This window comes from Vibrio sp. SCSIO 43153, from assembly GCF_023716625.1.
GTDB lineage: Bacteria > Pseudomonadota > Gammaproteobacteria > Enterobacterales > Vibrionaceae > Vibrio > Vibrio rotiferianus.
Genome location: NZ_CP071855.1, coordinates 2,336,075 through 2,356,908 on the forward strand (window position 1 = coordinate 2,336,075; position 20,834 = coordinate 2,356,908).

Here is a 20,834-nt window from a genome sequence, read left to right on the forward strand (position 1 = left end):
CGGCACTGGCTGGTGCCGCTTAATTTTAAGTAAACATGAGTTATTTAGAGGATTTACGTTTGGTGGTCGTCGTTTTGGATGCACCAGATTTGTTGTAATTGCGCTTCTTACGCTTGAATGCTGGTCGCTCGACTTTAGGAAGATGACGTAAAGATTCCGGAATCGGACCCGATTTCACTTCGCCCATTAATCCATCAATACGCTGCTCTAACGCTTGCATGAAAGGCTGATACGCTTGATTTCGTTCTGCCATTCCTTGTAATTGGTGCTCCCAATGCGCTGTCATATCAGGATAAGTCGCATCCATTGGTAGCGCATGAATCAAGCCACGCCCCGCTGGCGAACTCAAAATCGATTTACCCTGACGAGTCAGCAACTGGCGCTTAAACAGCGTATCCAGAATACCGGCTCGAGTCGCTTCCGTTCCTAAGCCATCGGTGTCGCGCAATATCTTCTTCAGTTCTTTGTCTGCTACATAACGAGCAATGCCCGTCATGGCTTGAAGTAATGTAGCTTCGGTAAAGTGCTTTGGTTGTTCAGTCTTACGATCTTTAATTTCACCTTCACGACAAGTCAGTACGGTCCCTTCTGCTAACGGCGGAACCGCATCAATGCCATCATCTTCTTTATCCGTTTTCCCCATTAACGCTTTCCAGCCCGGCGATACAAGCTGACGACCTTTGGCGATAAACATACCACCAGCAATATCAAACACCAGCTTCGCCTCAGCATAAACCGCTGCCGGATAAAACTGCATCAAGTATTGTCGTGCAATAAGTTGATATACCTTCATCTCATTGCCAGATAGCGCGTTCACATTTGCTTGTTTTGGCGTTGGAATAATCGCATGGTGAGCATCCACCTTTTTGTCGTTCCACGCTTTAGACTTAATCGATAAGTCAGCACCTTGCACCGCGCTTTGTAACTCTTTGGCATTGTTAGCAATAGCAGAAGTCACTGATCCCGCTTGCGAATAATGCTCCATCGGTAAGTAACGGCAATCAGAACGTGGGTACGTGATCAGCTTGTGCTTCTCATACAACGCCTGACAAGTATCCAGTACCTGCTGCGCACTCATGCCGTAACGCTTAGCGGCATCAATCTGCAATGCGGATAAAGAATATGGTAGTGGTGCAAATTGCTTGGTTTGCTTTTGCTTCGACTCGGTCACTTTCGCAGGTTGATTGGTAATGCGGTTCGCCACGTTCTCGACCAGCTTTCTGCTGAGAACACGCCCTTCCTCATCTTGCCAAGGTTTACAGGCTTCACTTGGCTTCCAGCGCGCACGAATATCAAACGAGCCATTTTGATCTTGATAAGGGATCAGAGCATGCAACGTGAAGTAATCTTTGGGTACAAAGTTTTCGATTTCTTCATCTCGGCGTACCACCAAACCAAGCACTGGTGTTTGCACACGCCCCACAGATAAAACACCTTGATAACCCGCTTTTTGTCCCAGTAAGGTATATGCGCGAGACATATTCATTCCGTAAAGCCAATCAGCACGAGAACGGGCCAGAGCCGACACAGAAAGAGGAATAAAATCACGATTGCTACGCATTGAGCTTAACGCACGCTGCACCGCGGGTAAGTTCAAGTCAGAGATAAGAAGTCGCTGTGTAGCTTCTTTCTTAGTTTTGGAAAGCTTGCAGTAATCCAGAACCTCGTCCACCAACAATTGACCTTCTCGGTCTGGGTCTCCTGCGTGGATAACCTCTGTCGCGTCTTTGAGGAGTTTACGGATCACCGTAAGCTGTTTACTCGCGCTTTTTCGCGGTCTCAGTTGCCATTGCTGTGGAACGATAGGCAAATCTGCCATATTCCATTTCTTATAACGTTCGTCATAAGCATCGGGCTCGACTTGCTCTAACAAGTGGCCAATACACCATGTGACCACATCTCCATTACCACAACGGATGAAGCCTTGGTCTTTCTTTTGGGGATTTGGCAAAGCCGCCGCGATCGCGCGACCTAAGCTTGGTTTTTCAGCAATAAACAGACGAGACATAAGGACTTGGAAGTAAAAACAATTAAGGCCACATTATCCAATGTCGCCCTAATAAATCAAGAAGAACTGTACAGATAAACAGTAAGATTCATCCTTTGATTAAAGAAACTCGACATAATCAGAGAGGTTTCTTTGAGGTACCTTCATTGGGGTACAACCTGGTGTTCCCAAGTATAAGAAGCCGACGATTTGGTCTTCGCCTTCAAGGCCAAAAGCTTGGTGTACTTCTGGATGGAACATCCACTTACCTGAACGCCAGAAACCTTGGAAACCCTGAGCCACCGCAGCCATCTGCATAGCTTGTGCAGCACAACCGGCAGAAAGGTACTGTTCAATTGCAGGCACTTTTTCATGCTCTGTCACTTTAGCAATAATAGTAACTACCATAGGAGCACGGAAAGGGGCATTTCTCACTTTCTCAACAACCGCCTCATCACTCTCTTCCGCCTCTGCTGCTTTAACCAGAATATCAGACAGCCTTTTCAGGCCATCACCCTGAGCAATAACAAAACGCCAAGGTGTTAACGCTGCATGATCAGGGGCTCGTAGACCTGCTCGAATGATGTTTTCAAGCGCTTTACCTTCTGGTGCGGGCTCAGACAACTTGGCAATAGAACGACGGTTGAGCAAAAGTTCGAGAGCTTCCATGAGCAAATCCTTATTTGATTGAGTTATCATTTTTTACGCAACTCACTTTAGCATAATCCACTTTCCCAAATAACACTCTGTTTTATAGGGACTTAGAAACAAAAAAAGCTGCGCACTTGGCGCAGCTATAAAAGTTAAGAACGAATGAAAAAATTAAGATATGTGTCGAGGAGTTAGAGTTTCACTGCTAATTTAACGCCTTGACGAATGGCCCGAACCGCATCCAGTTCACCAGCATGATCGGCACCACCGATGATATGCAGCTTCTCTCCCAATTCATGCCATTTATCTTCGAATGGGCGAACTGACTCTTGACCAGCACAAATCACCACTTTGTCGGCTTCTAACAACTGCTCTTTGCCATTCACATGGATATGTAAACCCGCATCATCAATTTTGTCGTACGAAACGCCACCGTACAGATGAACGCCGCGCTTCTCTAATGTACGTTTGTGAATCCAACCGGTCGTTTTACCTGGGCCTTTACCTACACGCCCCTTACGACGTTGAAGCACCCACACTTCTTTATCGCTCACCGCATCTGGATAAGGATACAAACCGCCCGGTTGAGACATCTCTTTATCGATGCCCCACTCGTGCAGCCAATCATCAAGTGTTTGGCCGACAGGCTCTGTAATCATGGTGGCAACATCCACACCAATACCACCAGCACCGACGATCGCAACTTTCTCACCAACTGGGGTTTTATCTCGAATCAACGTTTGGTAGTCGACGACTTTCTCTGGGTTATCAATACCATCGATTTTGACTTTACGTGGCTCAACACCTGATGCCATAACGACTTCATCATACTCAGTAAGTAAATCGTAATTGGCTTCTGTCTCTAGATGCAGATTCACACCCGTTTCTTCAATGCGGTTTGCAAAGTAACGAATAGTCTCACGGAACTCTTCTTTACCCGGAATCTGCATGGCCAAGCGGAACTGACCGCCAATGCGATCGTTCTTCTCAAACAAATCAACTTTATGCCCACGCTCAGCCAGTGTCGTCGCACAAGCCAAACCCGCAGGTCCAGCACCGACTACAGCAATGTTTTTCTTCTTGAAAGCGTCTTCAACAACGATTTCCGTTTCGTAACACGCCAGCGGGTTAACCAAACAGCTTGCGCGCTTACCTTTGAAAACATTATCCAAGCAGGCTTGGTTACAGCCAATACACGTATTGATTAACTGAGATTTCTCTTGCTCCGCTTTGGCAACAAAATACGGGTCAGCTAAGAAAGGGCGCGCCATTGAGACCATATCTGCTTGCCCAGATGAGAGAATACGTTCGGCATCGTCTGGGGTATTGATACGATTACAGGTGATAATAGGCACTGACACATGAGGTTTGACTTTCTCTGTCACCCACGTGAATGCCCCACGAGGAACCTGAGTTGCAATGGTCGGAATACGTGCTTCGTGCCAACCGATACCCGTATTGATAATGGTTACGCCTGCTTCTTCTAACGCTTTTGCTAATTCAATTACATCCTCAAACGTGCTTCCTTGCTCGACCAAATCAAGCATTGAAAGACGGAAGATAATAATGAATTTTTCACCGACCGCTTTGCGTACCGCTTTAACGATTTCAACCGGGAAACGCATACGTTTTTTATAACTGCCACCCCATTCGTCATATCGCATGTTGGTACGTTTACATAAGAATTGGTTAATCAAATAACCTTCAGAGCCCATCAGTTCAACACCATCATAGCCAGCTAGCTGAGCCAGCTCTGCACTATTAGCAAATGCTTCGATGGTATTTTTAATTTGGCGAGCACTCATTTCACTTGGGGCAAACTTCGCGATTGGCGCTTTCATGCCTGACGCACTTTGTGCGAATGGGTGCATTGCATAGCGCCCAGCATGAAGGATTTGTAGAGCGATCTTACCGCCATGTTTATGTACGGCTTCTGTCACTACCTTGTGTGCTTTAGCGTGCTTAGGTTTACTGAACTCTGCACTCAAAGGATGTAATCGACCACGTAGATTGGGAGAGAAACCGCCCGTCACGATCAGACCTACACCGCCTTTTGCACGTTCTTCATAAAACGCGGCAAGCTTTTGTAGACCTTCTTTATGCTCTTCTAGGCCTGTGTGCATTGATCCCATCAGGACACGGTTTCGTAGTTGTGTAAAACCTAAGTCCAGTGGCTTTAACAAGTTCGGGTACATGGCAGACATCACTAAACATCCATTTTTATTGTTGTGGTCTGACCACAGTACGCCGCAAAAATCAAAAAATCAAACAGCCGTTTACATTTTTGCAACACGCGTCAATCTCACGTTAAAATATGCCAATTGTTGAATTGCCGTGATAAGCTAAAAAAATTGTTATCTTTTGAGATCTTAGAGATAAGAACCCATACTTTGTAAGATTAGGGAATGACTATCTCGTTATGGAGACAAGATGAAAAAACTCTTCAAATTTATTGGTCTGATATTTAAGGGGATATGGAAAGCCATCACCTTTGTCAGACTTGCACTGGCAAACTTGATCTTCCTAGTGATGATTGCCGTTTTCTACTTTGCCTTTACCTACACGGGCGAAGGTCAACCTACCGTTGAAAAAGAATCCGCGCTGGTGATGAACCTGTCTGGCCCTATCGTAGAACAACGTCGCTATGTAAACCCGATGGATTCGATAGCTGGCTCAGTTCTTGGTAACGAAATCCCGAAAGAGAACGTGTTATTCGACATCGTCGATACCATTCGTTACGCGAAAGACGACCCGAAGATTTCCGGCTTAGTACTCGCACTCCGCGATATGCCAGAAACAAACTTGACGAAGCTTCGTTACATCGCAAAAGCACTCAATGAATTCAAAGCGTCAGGTAAACCTATTTATGCCGTTGGTGACTTTTACAACCAAAGCCAATACTACCTAGCAAGTTACGCAGACAAAGTTTATCTCGCTCCTGATGGCGGTGTACTGATTAAGGGTTACAGTTCTTACTCGATGTACTACAAAACATTGCTTGAGAAGCTAGACGTTTCAACACACGTGTTCCGCGTAGGTACCTATAAGTCTGCCATCGAGCCATTCATTCGCGATGATATGTCAGATGCAGCAAAAGAATCAGCAACACGTTGGATCACGCAGCTTTGGAGCGCTTTTGTGGACGATGTTGCCACTAACCGCAATATCGACGTGAAAGTTCTGAATCCGACGATGGACGAGTTGCTAGCTCAAATGAAATCCGTGGATGGTGATATTGCCCAATTGGCGAAAAAGTTAGGCTTGGTTGATGAACTCGCCACCCGTCAAGATATTCGTAAGTTGTTCGCCGAACAATTTGGCAGTGACGGTAAAGACAGCTATAACGCAGTGAGCTACTACGATTATCTTGTAACTATGCGTCCTGACCTGTCAATGCCAGAAAGTGATGTTGCTGTCGTTGTCGCTAGCGGCACAATTATGGATGGTCAGCAACCTCGTGGCACTATTGGTGGTGACACCGTTGCAAGCTTGCTTCGCCAAGCGCGTAACGATGACAAAGTAAAAGCTGTGGTACTTCGTGTAGATAGCCCAGGGGGGAGCGCATTTGCTTCAGAAGTTATTCGCAACGAAATCGAAGCGCTGAAAGAAGTTGGCAAACCTGTGGTTGTGTCCATGTCTAGCCTCGCGGCTTCAGGCGGTTACTGGATCTCTATGAGCGCCGATAAAATTGTAGCTCAACCAACAACGCTAACAGGTTCAATTGGTATCTTCAGTGTCATTACGACATTCGAGAAAGGCTTCAACAAAATTGGCATCAGCACTGATGGTGTTGGTACATCCCCATTCTCTGGTGAAGGTTTTACCACTGGTCTTTCTAAAGGCGCATCTGACGCATTCCAGCTTGGTATCGAGCATGGCTATAAGCGTTTCATTTCTTTAGTTGGTACTAATCGTGATATGTCACTAGAAGAAGTAGATAAGGTGGCGCAAGGTAGAGTGTGGACTGGGCAAGATGCGATGTCATTCGGTCTTGTGGACCAAATGGGTGATTTCGATGATGCCGTTAAGTTGGCAGCGCAGCTTGCTGACATCACTGACTACGGCATCTACTGGGTGGAAGAACCTCTATCACCTACCGAGCAGTTTATCCAAGAGTTCATGAACCAAGTGAAAGTGTCTCTAGGTATCGACGCTACAAGCTTTTTACCGAAGAGCCTTCAACCTATTGCTCAACAGTTCGAACAAGACGCAAGTATGCTACAAAGCTTCAACGATCCTAAAGGCCAATACGCATTCTGTTTAACTTGCCAAGTGCAATAGCACTCTGAATCATAGTCTAAAAGGGGCAGCTCTGTGCGAGATGCCCCTTTTTATTAGGTTTCATTCCGCTATAATCCCCGCCACTGTTCCCCTACATGAAAGTTAAATATAACGATGACTAGAAAACACATCTACATCGCTTACACTGGCGGTACCATCGGTATGCAGAAATCCGATGACCATGGTTACGTACCAGTAGCAGGTTTTATGGAAAAACAACTTGCTAGCATGCCAGAGTTTCACCGTCCAGAGATGCCAGATTATACGATCCATGAGTACGAGCCTCTGATCGACTCTTCTGATATGACTCCGGCAGACTGGCAGCAGATCGCCGATGACATCCGTGACAACTATGAAAAGTACGATGGTTTCGTGATCCTTCACGGTACCGATACTATGGCGTATACGGCATCTGCTCTGTCTTTCATGTTAGAAAACTTGGGCAAACCCGTTATCGTGACAGGCTCACAAATCCCGTTGGCGGAGTTACGTTCGGATGGTCAAGCGAACCTGCTAAACGCGCTACACATTGCGGCAAATTACCCAATCAACGAAGTCACATTATTCTTCAATAACCAGTTGATGCGCGGCAACCGTAGTACCAAGTCTCACGCAGATGGCTTTAATGCCTTTACTTCACCTAATCTACCTCCATTGCTGGAAGCGGGTATCAATATCCAAATCAGCAACAACATTACTGTGGGGGCAAAGCCAGAAGGTGAATTCAAAGTACATAACATCACACCACAGCCTATTGGCGTGATCACTATGTACCCAGGTATTTCGCACGAAGTAATTCGCAACACGCTACTTCAGCCTGTAAACGCGATGATCTTGCTGACGTTTGGGGTGGGCAATGCACCACAAAATCCAGAATTACTTGGCCATCTGAAAGAAGCATCTGAGCGCGGAGTCATCGTCGTGAACCTCACTCAATGTCTGGCGGGTAAAGTCAACATGGGTGGCTATGCAACAGGCTGTGCTCTTGCGGAGTCAGGTGTTATCAGCGGCTTTGATATGACGCCAGAAGCTGCGCTAGCAAAACTGCACTACTTGTTAAGCCAAGATCTGTCTTACGAACAAATCAAAGACAAGATGCAGGAAGTATTAAGAGGAGAAATGAGCCTGTAAACTCATTTCAAATGCTAAGCCCAACTTATGCGTTGGGCTTTTTGGGCGTAAATTTTAGTCTAAGTTTGGGTTCACTCTAACTATATCTGCCTCTTCTTGACAAAACTGCTTCTTAAGTTCTTGTTTCGACTTAAAACTTATTTCCCCACCTGCAGCAACCGTCATGTGCTGTGCTTCCGTATTGTGCTTAGATTGAAACAACATCACAGCTTGCATACATGAGTCTCGCTGCTCTTGAGAAAGTGGTGTACCCTCAGGCCATCTACCCGTTTCGACCGCATAAACCAAGCGATCATAGACTTCTGGGGTTATCGCGTTTAGTAATTGTTCTGCGTTCATCATGTACCTTTTTATTACATTTTCATCACAGAAAATAACCGGATACTAAACAGAGTCAAGACAACACAAATAAATTGGTGTAACGGATCACAAGCAAAATGATGAAACGTACAAATTGGCTAGTTGCAACCACCTTTTCTCTATTACTCACTGGCTGCTTTGAAGGAAACTTAACAACCGAAGAGCTGTGTGAAAAGAATCCTGAACTTCGTTGCGAACAGCTCAACATGAGTGATGGGCAGTGCCGTATTCCGCGTACCAATTTGGTATGGCACCGCTTTGAAGTAATGAAAGCCCCAACAGAAGCAAATAAAGTTCAAGAATATAAACTGGTTGCTGAGTACCGCAAATGCCTAGAACTCGCTTCTCAGATCACCCCTATCGACCAAAGTGCACTTAAAAGGCAACGCTTCAATGCTTTAGTTAATAGCATCGATGAGCTAGAGCGCATTGTTAATGATTTACAATCCACATCAGATCCATCAACGCTATACTTTCTTTGGTCTCAAACTGGTGACAACAGCGCGAGGCGAAAATTCTTGCAAATGGAAGGAACAGCCGCATTAGATACTGCTGAATTGCAGTTCGCTTTAGCCACTTTTTACACGACTCGCGATCAAGAAAAGACTATCACTATCCTCGATAAGGCATTGTCTCTGACTCAAGACGGAAAAGTGAACCCTGAGATCCTCAAGTCTATGGCAAGTATCCATCAAGGTTTGAACAGAAAAGAGCGTGCTTACATTTGGACGATGGTAGCGAAGCGATTTGATGTGCAAGTCGCCTCTGAAAAAAACCTAAAAGTCATGTTTCACTTTTCCGATGCAAGTAAATATGACGAGCTTGACGATATAGCAGGTAAGGTCGCTAAAGCGATTGATAAAGGCCATTATCACCCAAGCCTCATTCCTACTAACCTTGAATAACTGCTTCACCAAGCTGAATAAGGTAATAATTAATTTAACAGAACACCCTTCTTAGGGTGTTCTTGCATTTGGGTAAGCAGCCACTCACTTGTTATGAATGAAAAATGAAAGGATGAAACATTCTTACATTATATAGTGCGACTATTGTTCTGATTTGTTGAAAATTAACGACACCGAGTTGACGCAGTAGCGTTCACCGGTAGACACCGGACCATCCTCAAAAACGTGACCTAGGTGGCTATCACATGCCGCACAACGTATCTCAGTTCGAACCATTCCGTGACTTAAGTCCTTCAAATAACGAATCGCATCATTATTTATTGGTGCATCAAAGCTCGGCCAACCACAGCCAGAATCATACTTGTTGTCGGACACAAAAAGAGGCGCATTACAGCAGGTACATGCATACACTCCGGTATCTTTGTTATGGAGCAGCTTGCCGCTAAATGGAGGTTCAGTACCTTGCTCACGACAGACATGATATTCCTCAACAGATAACTGCTCACGCCAGTACTCATCGGACTTCGTTACTTTTATTCCATCTTTCTTCACAGCATTCATTTCCTTCTTTCTTATTTTTGGCAATGACTTTTTGAGCAAAAAACTTGCTTCTCGTAACAGTTGTAGCACATACTTTCTCACCAGGACACCATGTGTAATTAATTTGATACGAGTACTTATCTCAAAAGTTATATTACGCCAACTGGAATGTAGAATAACTAGATAAAAGTTTAAAAAACGAGCATTTGCGAAGAATTGTTAAAAAAAGCGTCGCTTTTTTTTGACTTTAAACAAGTTAAGTCCGATTATCTGTTGCAGATGTTTACTGGATTCTGTAATTTTACTACCAGTTATCTTTAATCAGAAATTAAGTTGTGGAGCAACTATAATGACTATCAAAGTAGGTATTAACGGTTTTGGCCGTATCGGTCGTTTCGTATTCCGTGCAGCGCAAGAGCGCAACGACATCGAAGTTGTAGGTATTAACGACCTTATCGACGTAGATTACATGGCATACATGCTTAAGTACGACTCAACTCACGGCCGTTTCAACGGTACTGTTGAAGTTGAAGGCGGTAACCTAATCGTTAACGGTAAAACTGTACGTGTAACTGCTGAGCGCAACCCTGAAGATCTAAAATGGGATGCTATCGACGTTGACGTAGTAGCTGAAGCAACTGGTCTTTTCCTAACTGACGAGACTGCACGTAAGCACATCACTGCTGGTGCTAAGAAAGTTGTTCTAACTGGTCCTTCTAAAGACGCGACTCCAATGATCGTTATGGGTGTTAACCAAGACACTTACGCTGGTCAAGACATCGTTTCTAACGCTTCTTGTACTACTAACTGTCTAGCGCCTATCGCTAAAGTTCTTAACGACAAGTTCGGTATCGTATCTGGTCTTATGACTACAGTTCACGCTACTACAGCAACTCAAAAAACTGTTGACGGTCCTTCTGCTAAAGACTGGCGCGGTGGTCGTGGTGCTTCTCAGAACATCATCCCATCTTCAACTGGTGCTGCTAAAGCTGTAGGCGTTGTTCTTCCAGAACTAAACGGCAAACTAACTGGTATGGCTTTCCGCGTACCAACAGCTAACGTTTCTGTAGTTGACCTAACAGTTAACCTAGAGAAAGGCGCATCTTACGAAGCTATCTGTGCAGCAATGAAAGAAGCTTCTGAAGGCGAACTAAAAGGCGTTCTAGGCTACACTGAAGACCAAGTTGTTTCTCAAGACTTCATCGGCGAAGTTCAAACTTCAGTATTCGATGCTAAAGCTGGTATCGCTCTAACTGAAAACTTCGTTAAAGTTGTATCTTGGTACGACAACGAAATCGGTTACTCAAACAAAGTTCTAGACCTAATCGCTCACATCTCTAAGTAATTAGACAGTTAGCAATTAGCGAATAACTTCGTTAAAGAAAAGGCGGCTCTAGAGTCGCCTTTTTTGTATCTGGAATTTGAGAGAAGACAGACTCTGTTTTACATTTGATGTATGAAGTGTGTCGCGAAGTCTCTCCCCCAGCTATAGGAAACAGCACATGGATTTAAATACTCTCCCTGCCCTAACGGTTCTATCTGACAACGTGACAATCGTAGAAATCGATCAGGTTAAAGTCGTCCGCGTTATTCATGAGAAGGCTACTGCAGGCATCGCACTACACGGCGGTCATGTCGTATCGTTTACACCAGCAGGCCAAGAAGATCTGATCTGGATGAGCGAAAAAGCAATCTTTGATGGTAAAGCGGCACTGCGTGGTGGCATTCCAGTTTGTTGGCCTTGGTTTGGCCGCGTTGCTGCGCCAGCACATGGATTTGCACGCACTGCAGAATGGGAATTAGTTGAACACCGTGAGAACGACAATGGCGTGATCGTTGAACTGGCTCTGTTCCCAACTGAAGAAATTCACGATATCTGGCCACACATGTTCGATGCTCGCCTAGTTGTTGAAATCAGCGACGAGCTAAAAGTGACATTGAAAGTCATGAACATCGATGATGAAGAGTGGACATTCTCTGGCGCGCTGCACACTTACCTAAATGTCGGTGACATCAACCAAGCACAAACAACAGGTATGGGTCCTGAATACATCGATAGCCTAAAAGCAGGTGAAATCTGCAAAGGTGGCGAAGTTCTTCAGCTAACCGATACTATTGACCGTGTTTACACTCAACCAGAAGCGCAAATTTTGGTGAAAGATCCAGTATTAGGCCGCACATTGAGCGTAGAGAACCAAGGTCATAACTCGGCAGTATTGTGGAACCCTTGGGCAGAGGGCGCGCAAGGCATGGGTGATATGGCTGACAACGGTTACCAAACCATGATGTGTGTTGAGTCGACGGTTCACGCTCCAAGTATCGAGCAAGGCAAAACGCTTCAACCTGGCGAGACACATGAGCTTATCACTGTGATTTCTGCGCAGTAATCCAATTTTAAAGGCCGGTTCACCCGGCCTTTTTTACAATTCCATACTAAGACCAATCAAAGCGAATTGAGACGATGGAGCAACCATGAAATACCACATTTATTCAATATCACTTCTTACAAGCTTATTGTTTGGCTGTGCTAGCTCTGAGGTCTTGTTACACGCAGAGAAAAACGTCTTCGAATACAAGCAGTTGTCACCGACACAATTTCAAGTCTATTGCCCAACCGGAATTTGCCGCTTCCAAGTCTCCGCGGACGAGAAAACGGCAGTAAGCATTGAGATGTTCTACGGAGAAGGCAAACCGTTCAAGAAGATTGAGGGGCTTACCTACGACAATCAAAATCAATACCCAGCGTCGAATGCTTTTACTCTTCCCGTAGAGTCAGGCAACGAGAGGCTATCCGTGCAAGTTATCGACTATTACAGATAACCTCTCTCCATTATCGTTCGGAATAATGAATAATAGACTCTCGATAAAGCGAAAGCAGTGTATCGCTTTTCACACCGACGCCAACGTTTTGCGCAGAGAAAGCGCTCCACTCATCGTGCATGTATTTGCGTTGGTCGGTTTTCTGAATCGTCATCCCTTCGGCAGGTCCATCAGTCACTACTCGGACGGCACCACTGCGCAAAGTAAACAGTTCAGGTTCAATCACATAAGCAATCGCGGAAGGGTCATGGACATGACAGCCATCCATTCCTACCTTCTCAGAGTAAAACTTGAGGTAGTAGCGGCTGACATCCCAGATAAACTGCCCTACCTCTCCTGCATCCTCTCTTAGTTGATCAAGATATTGCCCCGTAAAGAAACTCTCTTCTGTCACATCTAAACCAATTATCACAACAGGCCAGGAAGCAGTGAATACTTTGTCTGCGGCATGAGGGTCATCATGGATGTTCGCTTCAGCGTATGGCGTAACATTGCCTCGATGATCGTTCTCACCAAAAGCGCCGCCCATAACAACCACTTCCTTAACCAAGTTAACGATTTCTGGGTCTGCTTCCAAAGCGAGCGCAAGGTTAGTTAAAGGGCCCACGGCCACCAAGGTGATTTCTCCCGGCACTGCTCTAACACTGTCGATGATGAACTGATAGGCAGGCTTATCAATAGCACTCTCATCCAGCGCGCTCGGTGCTTTCACATCACCAAAGCCAGCTTCCCCGTGTACGACAACTGTTGCTCCAACCGGCGCTTTTACTAAAGGCTTCTCCGCACCTTTCGCAACCAGTGCTTTCATACCAAACTTCTGTTTTAGGTAAAGGGCGTTTTGCGTCGCGTTGTCTATCGTCGCATTACCATAAACGGTTGTAATGGCCATAAGGTCGATATCAGGATGGGCTTCAGCAAAAAGAATTGCCATTGCATCATCAATACCTGGGTCTGTGTCTAGAATGATTTTTTTCGTCATATCGGCTTCTACTAAACGCTAGGAAAGAAGCAACAATACCTAGAAAAAACATGGATTAACGTGACCGAAACCGAAGGTATGAGTTTTCTTTTTCTCACCATGCTAACCGACGAATTGAATGAATACAAAAAGATCGCTATCCAGAGTGGCGATTCATCCGTTCTTTCTGAAATAAACTGAGCAATCAAGCGGTCATTTCCTATCTAAGCTATTGGTTGCTCTTATTTTTTGACAATTAACTTAATAAATATCAAAAAAACTCGTCATATAAATCGCTAGCATGCCGATACAACATTTATAACATCTATCAATAATCAGGAAAGACACTACATGCTAGACAAATATCGGAATCAAAGTGTTGGTTTCCAGCTCAAACTGGTCATCACACTGTGTCTGCTTATTGCATTTTCAAGCATTGCTGCGCTTGTTTATCAAAACGCTTCAAACGTACTTTTAGAAAACACGCTGAAAGAACATCAATCTAAAGTGGAATCGATGGCAAAAACCATTGCAGGCCAGTTCAATGCTTATCTGCACACGGCAGAAGTTTTAGAATCAACATTCCGTAATGGTTATTTAGCGGGCGTCTATGTCGAGAGTTACAACGTCGACTTTCAAGGTCACCAAGTACCAAACATCACCCAATACAGCGAAAGCTTGATTGGTGACACTAAGTTAGTTGATAGCTTCACTCGTGACACTGGTGCTGTTGCGACCCTGTTTGCTCCAATGGGCAACGACTTCATTCGCGTCGCTACTTCACTAAAAGATCCTCAAGGTAAGAGAGCGCTTGGCACTACATTAGGGCTTAACCACCCCGGTTACCAAAAGCTTAAAAACGGCCAGCCTTACTATGCGCAAATCAAACTTTATGGTGAGCGCTACATCACCTACTACGCACCTTTAAAAGACGCGAATGGTAAGGTCAACGGTATCTCTTTCATTGGCTTACCTGTTGAGCGCGCGACCCAAGATCTATTCAGCTCGCTACAAAGCGTAAAATGGGGCGACACTGGTTACACCATCATTCTGGATAACGAAAAAGACAACCAAGGTCATTACCTTCTTCACCCAAAACACGAAGAGAGCGATCCACCGATTCAAGAAGTGTCTGACTACAACGGCAATAAGCCTTTCTACCAACTTTTCGAACAGGACAGTGGCTTAATTCGATACCCATTTGAATATCAAGGCACCGTGGGTGAAAAGTACCTAGTTTACACTCAAGTACCAGGTTGGAACTGGAAACTCTTAGGTGGCACTTTCATCAATGAAGTCACCAAAGGCAGCCAAGCTTTACTTCAACTGATTGCGACAATTTCTCTCATTGTGGCAGCGGCCACTTTTGTGGTGCTTACGCTTGTACTCAACCGAACGCTAAATCCACTCACCGTTTTGAATGGCTACATGAACCGTTTGGCAAAAGGTGAAGTGAGTATTGATATTCCTGCGTCAGGTAAAGCATCGAAAAACGAAATCATTAACTTGAACAACGGCGTTGCTAATATGGCGGGACAACTGAACGAGTTAGTTGGTCAGATTCGTTCGACCAGCGACCAAGTTGAAAGCAACTCGACCAGCGTTGTTGATGATGCCAACCGCAATCTTATGCAATCAGACTTACAGCAAGAGCAAGTAGAACAAGTTGTTACGGCCATTGAAGAAATGGCATCCTCAGCTCAATCTGTTGCACAGCAAGTGGAACAGATTGCCGTAAACGTTCGCTCTGCGAACACCGACAGCCAATCTGGCTTGGAAGTTGTCGAAGGTGTCTGCATCGATGTCGCACAATTGAATGACCAACTTGATCAATCGGCAGCAGCCATCGAACAAGTAAACAATGACAGTGAAAGCATTCAAACCGTCACTAAGATGATTGATGAGATTGCAGAGCAAACCAACCTCCTCGCACTCAATGCCGCAATTGAAGCCGCGCGGGCTGGCGAACAAGGTCGTGGTTTTGCCGTAGTTGCTGATGAAGTTCGTACCCTAGCCCACCGAACACAGACTTCCGTTAAAGACGTTGTCGAGATCATTGAAAAGCTAAAAGGCTCAACCAGTAATGCGGTCTCCATGATGAACGAAAGCCAGCAAAATGCGAATAAAGTACTCGATAAGGCGCAAGAAGCTGGTACGGCACTTGAAGCTATAGCAGGACAAGTTCAATCCATCGCCTCTCAAGCCGATGCCATTGCCGCAACGTCAGAAGAGCAAGCTCAAGTTTCACAAGAAATCGCTGCTAACGCTCACTCTATCAGTGAACTCAACCGCGAAAGCCGTGACACCAGCGCTAAAACGTCACAAAGCGCTACTGAACTACAGCAGCAAGCTCAGAACTTGAAGCAACAAGTGGATTTCTTCCACTAAGCACTCGTTAGCAAAACCGTTCAAAAGAGCCGATATATTCGGCTCTTTTTCTTTCGCTTGCCGCATCCCTTTTTGATAGAATCTGCCGCCCTACTATTTGTCCAGAGATCGTCATGAACTATCAATGCCCTCTATGTCATCAAGCTCTTACGCTCACAGCAAAGACGTTTAAATGTGATAACAATCATCAATTCGATCTAGCCAAAGAAGGCTACGTGAATCTGATGCCTGCTCACCATAAACGCTCAAAAGATCCAGGTGATAACAAAGAGATGATGCAGGCTCGTCGTCGTTTTTTAGAAGGTAACCATTACGATCCAATGCGACAAGAAGTGGCTCGCCTATGTGCAAAATACGCTGAGGGCACTGACCACCAGCTTTTGGATATTGGCTGTGGTGAAGGCTACTACACTGACCAAGTTCAGCAATCTCTGCACGCTCAAAATGAAGCGGCCAATGTATACGGTTTGGACATCTCTAAAGTAGCGATTCGTTACGCATCTAAGCGCTACCCGAACTGTGATTTCAGCGTGGCATCTAGCCACCGTCTACCATTTTCCGAGCAATCTCTCGATGCAGTTTTACGTATCTACGCGCCATGTAAGGCAGAAGAACTGCAGCGCGTCATCAAGGATAATGGCGTCGTCATTACTGTCACTCCTGCGGGTCGTCACCTGTATCAATTCCGTGAACGTATCTATCAAGAAGTGCGCCTACATAATGAAGAGCCTGAGAGCATTGACGGGTTTGAATTAGAGCATCAGCAAAAGCTCAACTACACCATGGACTTAAAAGACGGCGTAGCATTTGACCTACTACAAATGACCCCATTTGCATGGAAAGCCAGCGATGAACTTCGCGAAGAATTAAAGTCATCTACACTTTTCCAATGTGAGGCTGACTTTATGCTGCGCGTTTATCGAAAGAAAGCAGCTCAATCAAGCAAAGAACAATAGATTGTAATGTAAATTATTCTCATTAGCATTGATTCATCTGCCAGCCTCCATTAATATCACTCGGACATTTTTGGAGGCTTTTTAATGCGCTTTACTACATTGAGTCTGATTTTTGCAGGCTTGCTCACTGGCTGTGTATCTAACACACCAACAACTCCTAACGTTACTGAAAATAACGTATCCAGTTTCTATGACTACCAACTTCATGATCCATCCGGTGAAGTTATCTCCGTCAATCAACTGCCCCCTGAACTACAGCAAGCTGACGTAATTTTAATTGGTGAATGGCATACACATGCAGGTGTCCACCGATTTCAGACCGACATGCTAAAGCAGTTATCTTCTGCTAACCGCCCCCTTGCTCTTTCAATGGAACAGGTCACACGCGACAAGCAAGTAATCTTGGATTCGTACCTAAACGGCGAAATCGGCGAGCAGTACTTCATGAAGCAAAGTAATGCTTGGCCAAATTACGAAAGTGACTACCGCCCATTGGTGGAGCTTGCTAAGCAAGCGGAGATTCCTGTGATCGCATCAAATGCGCCAAAAGACATTGTGCGTTGTATTGGACGCCAAGGTATCGACTACCTAGATAAGCTCGATTCTGACGAGCGCAGTTTTGTTGCAAATGAAGTCAACACCGCAAACAGCCCATACAAAGAAAAGTTCATGGCATCCATGCACCATGGCAAGCCAGAACAGACCGAGAAGCAATACGCAGCTCAGGTTACATGGGACGAGACCATGGCGGAGTCCATCGTAAAATACTTAGAAAAACACCCAGGGGCTCAAGTGGTTCATGTTGCGGGTAAATTCCACACCGAAGGTGGTTTAGGCACAGCAACATCTATCTTGAATCGCAACCCAAATTTAAACGTCGCAGTTATTACGCCTACTGCGGACATTACGTCTGATGGTTCTGATTACCAACTTGAGGTCCTTGATCCACCAGTACGCTACGTACAAGACGCGAATCGTATGGCGGCGTACAAACACCTCACGAAACGAAACAACGACCTTCAATGTAAGTAATCCGAAATACCTTACAATCGATAAAGAAAAATAGGTCTGCTTTTTGCTTTAATTTCTGGGTATAAACCAGAGGCGGCAAAAGCAGACCTATTTTTTGTTTGATTGATTCAAGAATTATCCATTGCCGCCGATATAGAAATAACTGCTTTTTACCTGCACTCATAGAAGGAGTGCTGTTGTTCGAAGGGGTAACAGATGAATCCAGTAGGAAGCAACTCGGTCAATGCATATTCCAGTCAGCCAGCTAAGATACAAGCTAACAAAGTTGCTGGTAGTGATGATGCGCCTAAACCATTGCAAATAGAGAAAAATAAGGTGACCTTGTCTGATGAAGGCAAAGCCTTGTTAGCCGCGCTGCAAGACATCGACCAAAATGGCCACGAAGTCAAAGCTGAAAACAAAACCGTGGGAGACAAAGTTGAGTCATTCGCCCATGGTGCGTTAGGCATGGATCATCCGGATAAGATTAAAGAAGAAGAGGATGACTCTTACTCTGCGGGTCAATACCTTTCAGCAGCACTCACCGTTGGTGGAATCATCTTAGCGCTTGTTTAGCTTTTTTGGATAATGCTTAAAATCCACCCAAAAATCAAAAGATTAAACAAGAGTTTCTTTCGTTACGACAAGTAACCTCATTTGAACGCGTTTTTTGTCCAAGTCCATAATGGTCAACGATTCATTATTGGACGATGGACTATGAAAAAGGCTTTTCAATCTTGCCCTTCTTCAACTCAATTTTTCCATTTTCCTATTAAGTACGGTCGATAAGTTCGCGCCCGACGAATCCCAAATTTCACTGAATTATCTCGATTATGCTGCTGCGTAAGGCGAGTTCTGTTTGCTGTTCATCATTTGTCTTTAGAAGGGCAAGAGGAGTTGCCACTCTATTCAGACAACATGGTAAGAGCAAAACTGGCCAAACTTGGTTCAGAAAAGGCTTCCATGCCTTCCTCAATCGAGTTTGCTCATTGTGGCCCAAAGTACTGCTTACGCGGTGTAACTTTAGCTCATGACTTTCAACTCCTAAACGTAATTCAAAGCTCACTTCGGTGAGCTTTTTTTATTGTCACCCTAGAACATCGCAATGACTTTCATATGAATCTTTTATTACTGTAGTATTTCCTTCATCAATCCTTGTTGTAATGCCAGCGCTTTTATAAATAAGGAATATACAATGAAGCACTTAGTGACCCCAATCGTAACCGCAATGGCGGCTTCGACGCTCTCTTTCAATGCCCTATCGGCAGAAATCAAAAACGTTATCTTGATGATTGGTGACGGCATGGGCCCTCAACAAGTTGGTCTGCTAGAAACCTACGCGAACCACGCACCAAACTCAATTTACCAAGGTGAAACCACCGCGCTCTATAAACTCGCCCAAGAAGGTGTTATCGGCTCCTCTTTGACAAACCCTGAAGACGCCATTGTTGTAGATTCAGCCTGTTCTGCGACCATGCTTGCGACGGGTATCCCCACCGCTTCTGAAGTGATTGGTATCGATAGCCAAGGCAACCATGTCGAAACTATTTTGGAAAAAGCAAAATCAAAAGGTAAGGCAACGGGCTTAGTATCGGATACCCGAATGACGCACGCCACTCCCGCGGCTTTTGCCTCGCACCAGCCTCATCGCTCACTTGAGAACAACATTGCGGTCGACATGCTAGAAACTGGCGTTGATGTGATGCTTTCTGGTGGCCTTCGTCACTGGATTCCAAAATCAACCAACGACAAAGGCGATACCTACAAGCAACTTGAGAAGCTCACTCAAGGTGATGTTTACCTAAAATCGAAGCGCAAAGATGAACGTAACTTACTCACCGAAGCGCAGCAGCAGGGTTACAGCTTAGCATTCAACCGCAACATGCTTGAGAAAGCCAAAGGCGACAAAGTACTCGGCCTATTTGCTTACTCAGGAATGAATGATGGCATTGCCTACAGCCAGAGTAAAAATGATCCAAAACGAAGCCAACCTTCTCTCAAAGAGATGACCGAGAAGGCGTTAGATGTACTTTCAAAAGACAAAGACGGCTTCTTCTTGATGGTAGAAGGCGGACAAATTGACTGGGCAGGTCACAGCAACGATGCTGGCACCATGCTGCATGAGTTGATCAAGTTCGATGAAGCTGTAAATTCCGTTTATGAATGGGCAAAAAACCGTGAGGATACGCTAGTGATCGTCACCGCTGACCATGAAACCGGTTCTTTTGGTTTTAGCTACTCTTCAGCCAATCTTCCTAAGCCTGAAAAGCGTAGTGGCGAAGCCTTCGCGAAGCGTGATTACGCACCAAACTTCAACTTTGGTCAGTTTGATATTCTCGATGGCCTCTACAATCAAAAGCAAAGCTACTACGGCATGATCAGCGAGTTCCAAAAACTTGATAAAGCGCAGCAAACCCCTGAAAAGCTGGCTGACATTGTGAACGCCAGCAGCGATTTCTCTATTACTCCAGAGCAAGCAGAACGCGTACTAGCAAGTCAACCTAACCCGTACCGCTTAGCTAGCCATAAGTACTTGAAAGAAGAAACTGTCCCAGCCATTAACGACTTTGATGCATTTTTCCCATACAACGACAGGGGTAACTTGCTAGCTCGTGAACAAGCCACTAAACAAAATACCGTTTGGGGAACAGGCACACACACGCATACACCAGTCAATGTGTTCGCTTGGGGACCAGCGGGTACCATTCTGCCAGTATCGAAGATAATGCATCACTCACAACTTGGTGAATACCTTATCCAGCAAATCAAATAATCCATGCTCCGCACTGACTACATTGGTGCACTTCCACGCCCTCCTTTGAGGGCGTTTTTTGTATTCAAAACGG

17 protein-coding genes are annotated in these 20,834 nt (G+C 45.1%); 11 read left to right on the forward strand and 6 right to left on the reverse strand.

Translation table 11 applies throughout. The features are described from left to right. Nucleotides 1-40: 40 nt before the first annotated feature. From J4N37_RS11215 to J4N37_RS11225, 3 genes are all read right to left on the reverse strand, one after another. Nucleotides 41-2,008 carry a DNA topoisomerase III gene (locus J4N37_RS11215; RefSeq protein ID WP_252040935.1) on the reverse strand — a complete coding sequence of 656 codons (1,968 nt, stop codon included), beginning with the start codon at nt 2,006-2,008 and terminating at the stop codon, nt 41-43. A gap of 99 nt (nt 2,009-2,107) precedes the next feature. Next, complete coding sequence (locus J4N37_RS11220; RefSeq protein ID WP_088880525.1) at nt 2,108-2,656, reverse strand: NAD(P)H nitroreductase; 549 nt, start codon at nt 2,654-2,656, stop codon at nt 2,108-2,110. A 173-nt stretch (nt 2,657-2,829) separates the two neighbouring features. Beyond that, nucleotides 2,830-4,842 carry an NADPH-dependent 2,4-dienoyl-CoA reductase gene (locus J4N37_RS11225; RefSeq protein ID WP_010449460.1) on the reverse strand — a complete coding sequence of 671 codons (2,013 nt, stop codon included), beginning with the start codon at nt 4,840-4,842 and terminating at the stop codon, nt 2,830-2,832. Nucleotides 4,843-5,068: 226 nt separating this feature from the next. Here J4N37_RS11225 and sppA point away from each other — a divergent pair, with 226 nt between their 5' ends. Both sppA and ansA read left to right on the forward strand, forming a co-directional pair. Next, complete coding sequence (gene sppA, locus J4N37_RS11230; RefSeq protein ID WP_045387317.1) at nt 5,069-6,919, forward strand: signal peptide peptidase SppA; 1,851 nt, start codon at nt 5,069-5,071, stop codon at nt 6,917-6,919. A 114-nt stretch (nt 6,920-7,033) separates the two neighbouring features. Beyond that, nucleotides 7,034-8,050: an asparaginase gene (gene ansA / locus J4N37_RS11235; RefSeq protein ID WP_010449463.1), complete on the forward strand. Its 1,017-nt coding sequence runs from the start codon at nt 7,034-7,036 to the stop codon at nt 8,048-8,050. Nucleotides 8,051-8,104: 54 nt separating this feature from the next. Here ansA and J4N37_RS11240 read toward each other — a convergent pair whose 3' ends face one another. Further along, nucleotides 8,105-8,389 (reverse strand): YeaC family protein, encoded by a 285-nt coding sequence (locus tag J4N37_RS11240; RefSeq protein ID WP_038884303.1) that lies wholly within the window; start codon nt 8,387-8,389, stop codon nt 8,105-8,107. Between the two features lie 101 nt (nt 8,390-8,490). On the opposite strand from J4N37_RS11240, the gene J4N37_RS11245 reads away from it, so the two are divergent. Further along, the gene (locus tag J4N37_RS11245; RefSeq protein WP_045393565.1) at nt 8,491-9,315 is read left to right on the forward strand and encodes a DUF2989 domain-containing protein; all 825 of its coding nucleotides are present in this window, start codon (nt 8,491-8,493) and stop codon (nt 9,313-9,315) included. A gap of 141 nt (nt 9,316-9,456) precedes the next feature. On the opposite strand, the gene msrB is transcribed toward J4N37_RS11245, so the two are convergent. Continuing rightward, complete coding sequence (gene msrB, locus J4N37_RS11250) at nt 9,457-9,876, reverse strand: peptide-methionine (R)-S-oxide reductase MsrB (RefSeq protein WP_082038817.1); 420 nt, start codon at nt 9,874-9,876, stop codon at nt 9,457-9,459. Nucleotides 9,877-10,204: 328 nt separating this feature from the next. Here msrB and gap point away from each other — a divergent pair, with 328 nt between their 5' ends. The 3 genes from gap to J4N37_RS11265 all read left to right on the forward strand — a co-directional run bounded on the left by gap (nt 10,205) and on the right by J4N37_RS11265 (nt 12,675). Then, complete coding sequence (gene gap / locus J4N37_RS11255; protein ID WP_010449472.1) at nt 10,205-11,200, forward strand: type I glyceraldehyde-3-phosphate dehydrogenase; 996 nt, start codon at nt 10,205-10,207, stop codon at nt 11,198-11,200. A gap of 157 nt (nt 11,201-11,357) precedes the next feature. Further along, nucleotides 11,358-12,242 carry a D-hexose-6-phosphate mutarotase gene (locus J4N37_RS11260; protein ID WP_010449474.1) on the forward strand — a complete coding sequence of 295 codons (885 nt, stop codon included), beginning with the start codon at nt 11,358-11,360 and terminating at the stop codon, nt 12,240-12,242. 85 nt (nt 12,243-12,327) lie between these two features. Beyond that, the gene (locus tag J4N37_RS11265) at nt 12,328-12,675 is read left to right on the forward strand and encodes a hypothetical protein (RefSeq protein ID WP_045393555.1); all 348 of its coding nucleotides are present in this window, start codon (nt 12,328-12,330) and stop codon (nt 12,673-12,675) included. Between the two features lie 10 nt (nt 12,676-12,685). Here the strand turns inward: J4N37_RS11265 and J4N37_RS11270 are convergent, their stop codons facing one another. After that, nucleotides 12,686-13,654 (reverse strand): nucleoside hydrolase, encoded by a 969-nt coding sequence (locus J4N37_RS11270; RefSeq protein WP_045393552.1) that lies wholly within the window; start codon nt 13,652-13,654, stop codon nt 12,686-12,688. A 330-nt stretch (nt 13,655-13,984) separates the two neighbouring features. Between J4N37_RS11270 and J4N37_RS11275 the strand changes: the two genes are divergently transcribed. The 5 genes from J4N37_RS11275 (at nt 13,985) to J4N37_RS11295 (ending at nt 20,761) form a co-directional block, all read left to right on the forward strand. After that, a complete protein-coding gene (locus J4N37_RS11275) occupies nt 13,985-16,021 on the forward strand; it encodes a methyl-accepting chemotaxis protein (RefSeq protein ID WP_252040936.1) in 2,037 nt (678 codons plus the stop codon). A gap of 113 nt (nt 16,022-16,134) precedes the next feature. After that, on the forward strand, nt 16,135-16,977 hold the full coding sequence (rlmA, locus tag J4N37_RS11280; protein ID WP_045393546.1) for a 23S rRNA (guanine(745)-N(1))-methyltransferase: 843 nt from the start codon (nt 16,135-16,137) through the stop codon (nt 16,975-16,977). 84 nt (nt 16,978-17,061) lie between these two features. After that, the gene (locus J4N37_RS11285) at nt 17,062-18,009 is read left to right on the forward strand and encodes a ChaN family lipoprotein (protein ID WP_045393543.1); all 948 of its coding nucleotides are present in this window, start codon (nt 17,062-17,064) and stop codon (nt 18,007-18,009) included. 195 nt (nt 18,010-18,204) lie between these two features. Beyond that, a complete protein-coding gene (locus tag J4N37_RS11290; RefSeq protein ID WP_045393540.1) occupies nt 18,205-18,564 on the forward strand; it encodes a hypothetical protein in 360 nt (119 codons plus the stop codon). 619 nt (nt 18,565-19,183) lie between these two features. Further along, a complete protein-coding gene (locus J4N37_RS11295) occupies nt 19,184-20,761 on the forward strand; it encodes an alkaline phosphatase (protein ID WP_252040937.1) in 1,578 nt (525 codons plus the stop codon). Nucleotides 20,762-20,834 lie beyond the last annotated feature (73 nt).

What these genes read in the sequence shown, in the direction of transcription:
- J4N37_RS11215 (WP_252040935.1), bottom strand. Translation starts at nt 2,008, where the DNA reads ATGTCTCGTCTGTTTATTGCTGAAAAACCAAGCTTAGGTCGCGCGATC.
- J4N37_RS11220 (WP_088880525.1), bottom strand. Translation starts at nt 2,656, where the DNA reads ATGGAAGCTCTCGAACTTTTGCTCAACCGTCGTTCTATTGCCAAGTTG.
- J4N37_RS11225 (WP_010449460.1), bottom strand. Translation starts at nt 4,842, where the DNA reads ATGTCTGCCATGTACCCGAACTTGTTAAAGCCACTGGACTTAGGTTTT.
- sppA (WP_045387317.1), top strand. Translation starts at nt 5,069, where the DNA reads ATGAAAAAACTCTTCAAATTTATTGGTCTGATATTTAAGGGGATATGG.
- ansA (WP_010449463.1), top strand. Translation starts at nt 7,034, where the DNA reads ATGACTAGAAAACACATCTACATCGCTTACACTGGCGGTACCATCGGT.
- J4N37_RS11240 (WP_038884303.1), bottom strand. Translation starts at nt 8,389, where the DNA reads ATGAACGCAGAACAATTACTAAACGCGATAACCCCAGAAGTCTATGAT.
- J4N37_RS11245 (WP_045393565.1), top strand. Translation starts at nt 8,491, where the DNA reads ATGAAACGTACAAATTGGCTAGTTGCAACCACCTTTTCTCTATTACTC.
- msrB (WP_082038817.1), bottom strand. Translation starts at nt 9,876, where the DNA reads ATGAATGCTGTGAAGAAAGATGGAATAAAAGTAACGAAGTCCGATGAG.
- gap (WP_010449472.1), top strand. Translation starts at nt 10,205, where the DNA reads ATGACTATCAAAGTAGGTATTAACGGTTTTGGCCGTATCGGTCGTTTC.
- J4N37_RS11260 (WP_010449474.1), top strand. Translation starts at nt 11,358, where the DNA reads ATGGATTTAAATACTCTCCCTGCCCTAACGGTTCTATCTGACAACGTG.
- J4N37_RS11265 (WP_045393555.1), top strand. Translation starts at nt 12,328, where the DNA reads ATGAAATACCACATTTATTCAATATCACTTCTTACAAGCTTATTGTTT.
- J4N37_RS11270 (WP_045393552.1), bottom strand. Translation starts at nt 13,654, where the DNA reads ATGACGAAAAAAATCATTCTAGACACAGACCCAGGTATTGATGATGCA.
- J4N37_RS11275 (WP_252040936.1), top strand. Translation starts at nt 13,985, where the DNA reads ATGCTAGACAAATATCGGAATCAAAGTGTTGGTTTCCAGCTCAAACTG.
- rlmA (WP_045393546.1), top strand. Translation starts at nt 16,135, where the DNA reads ATGAACTATCAATGCCCTCTATGTCATCAAGCTCTTACGCTCACAGCA.
- J4N37_RS11285 (WP_045393543.1), top strand. Translation starts at nt 17,062, where the DNA reads ATGCGCTTTACTACATTGAGTCTGATTTTTGCAGGCTTGCTCACTGGC.
- J4N37_RS11290 (WP_045393540.1), top strand. Translation starts at nt 18,205, where the DNA reads ATGAATCCAGTAGGAAGCAACTCGGTCAATGCATATTCCAGTCAGCCA.
- J4N37_RS11295 (WP_252040937.1), top strand. Translation starts at nt 19,184, where the DNA reads ATGAAGCACTTAGTGACCCCAATCGTAACCGCAATGGCGGCTTCGACG.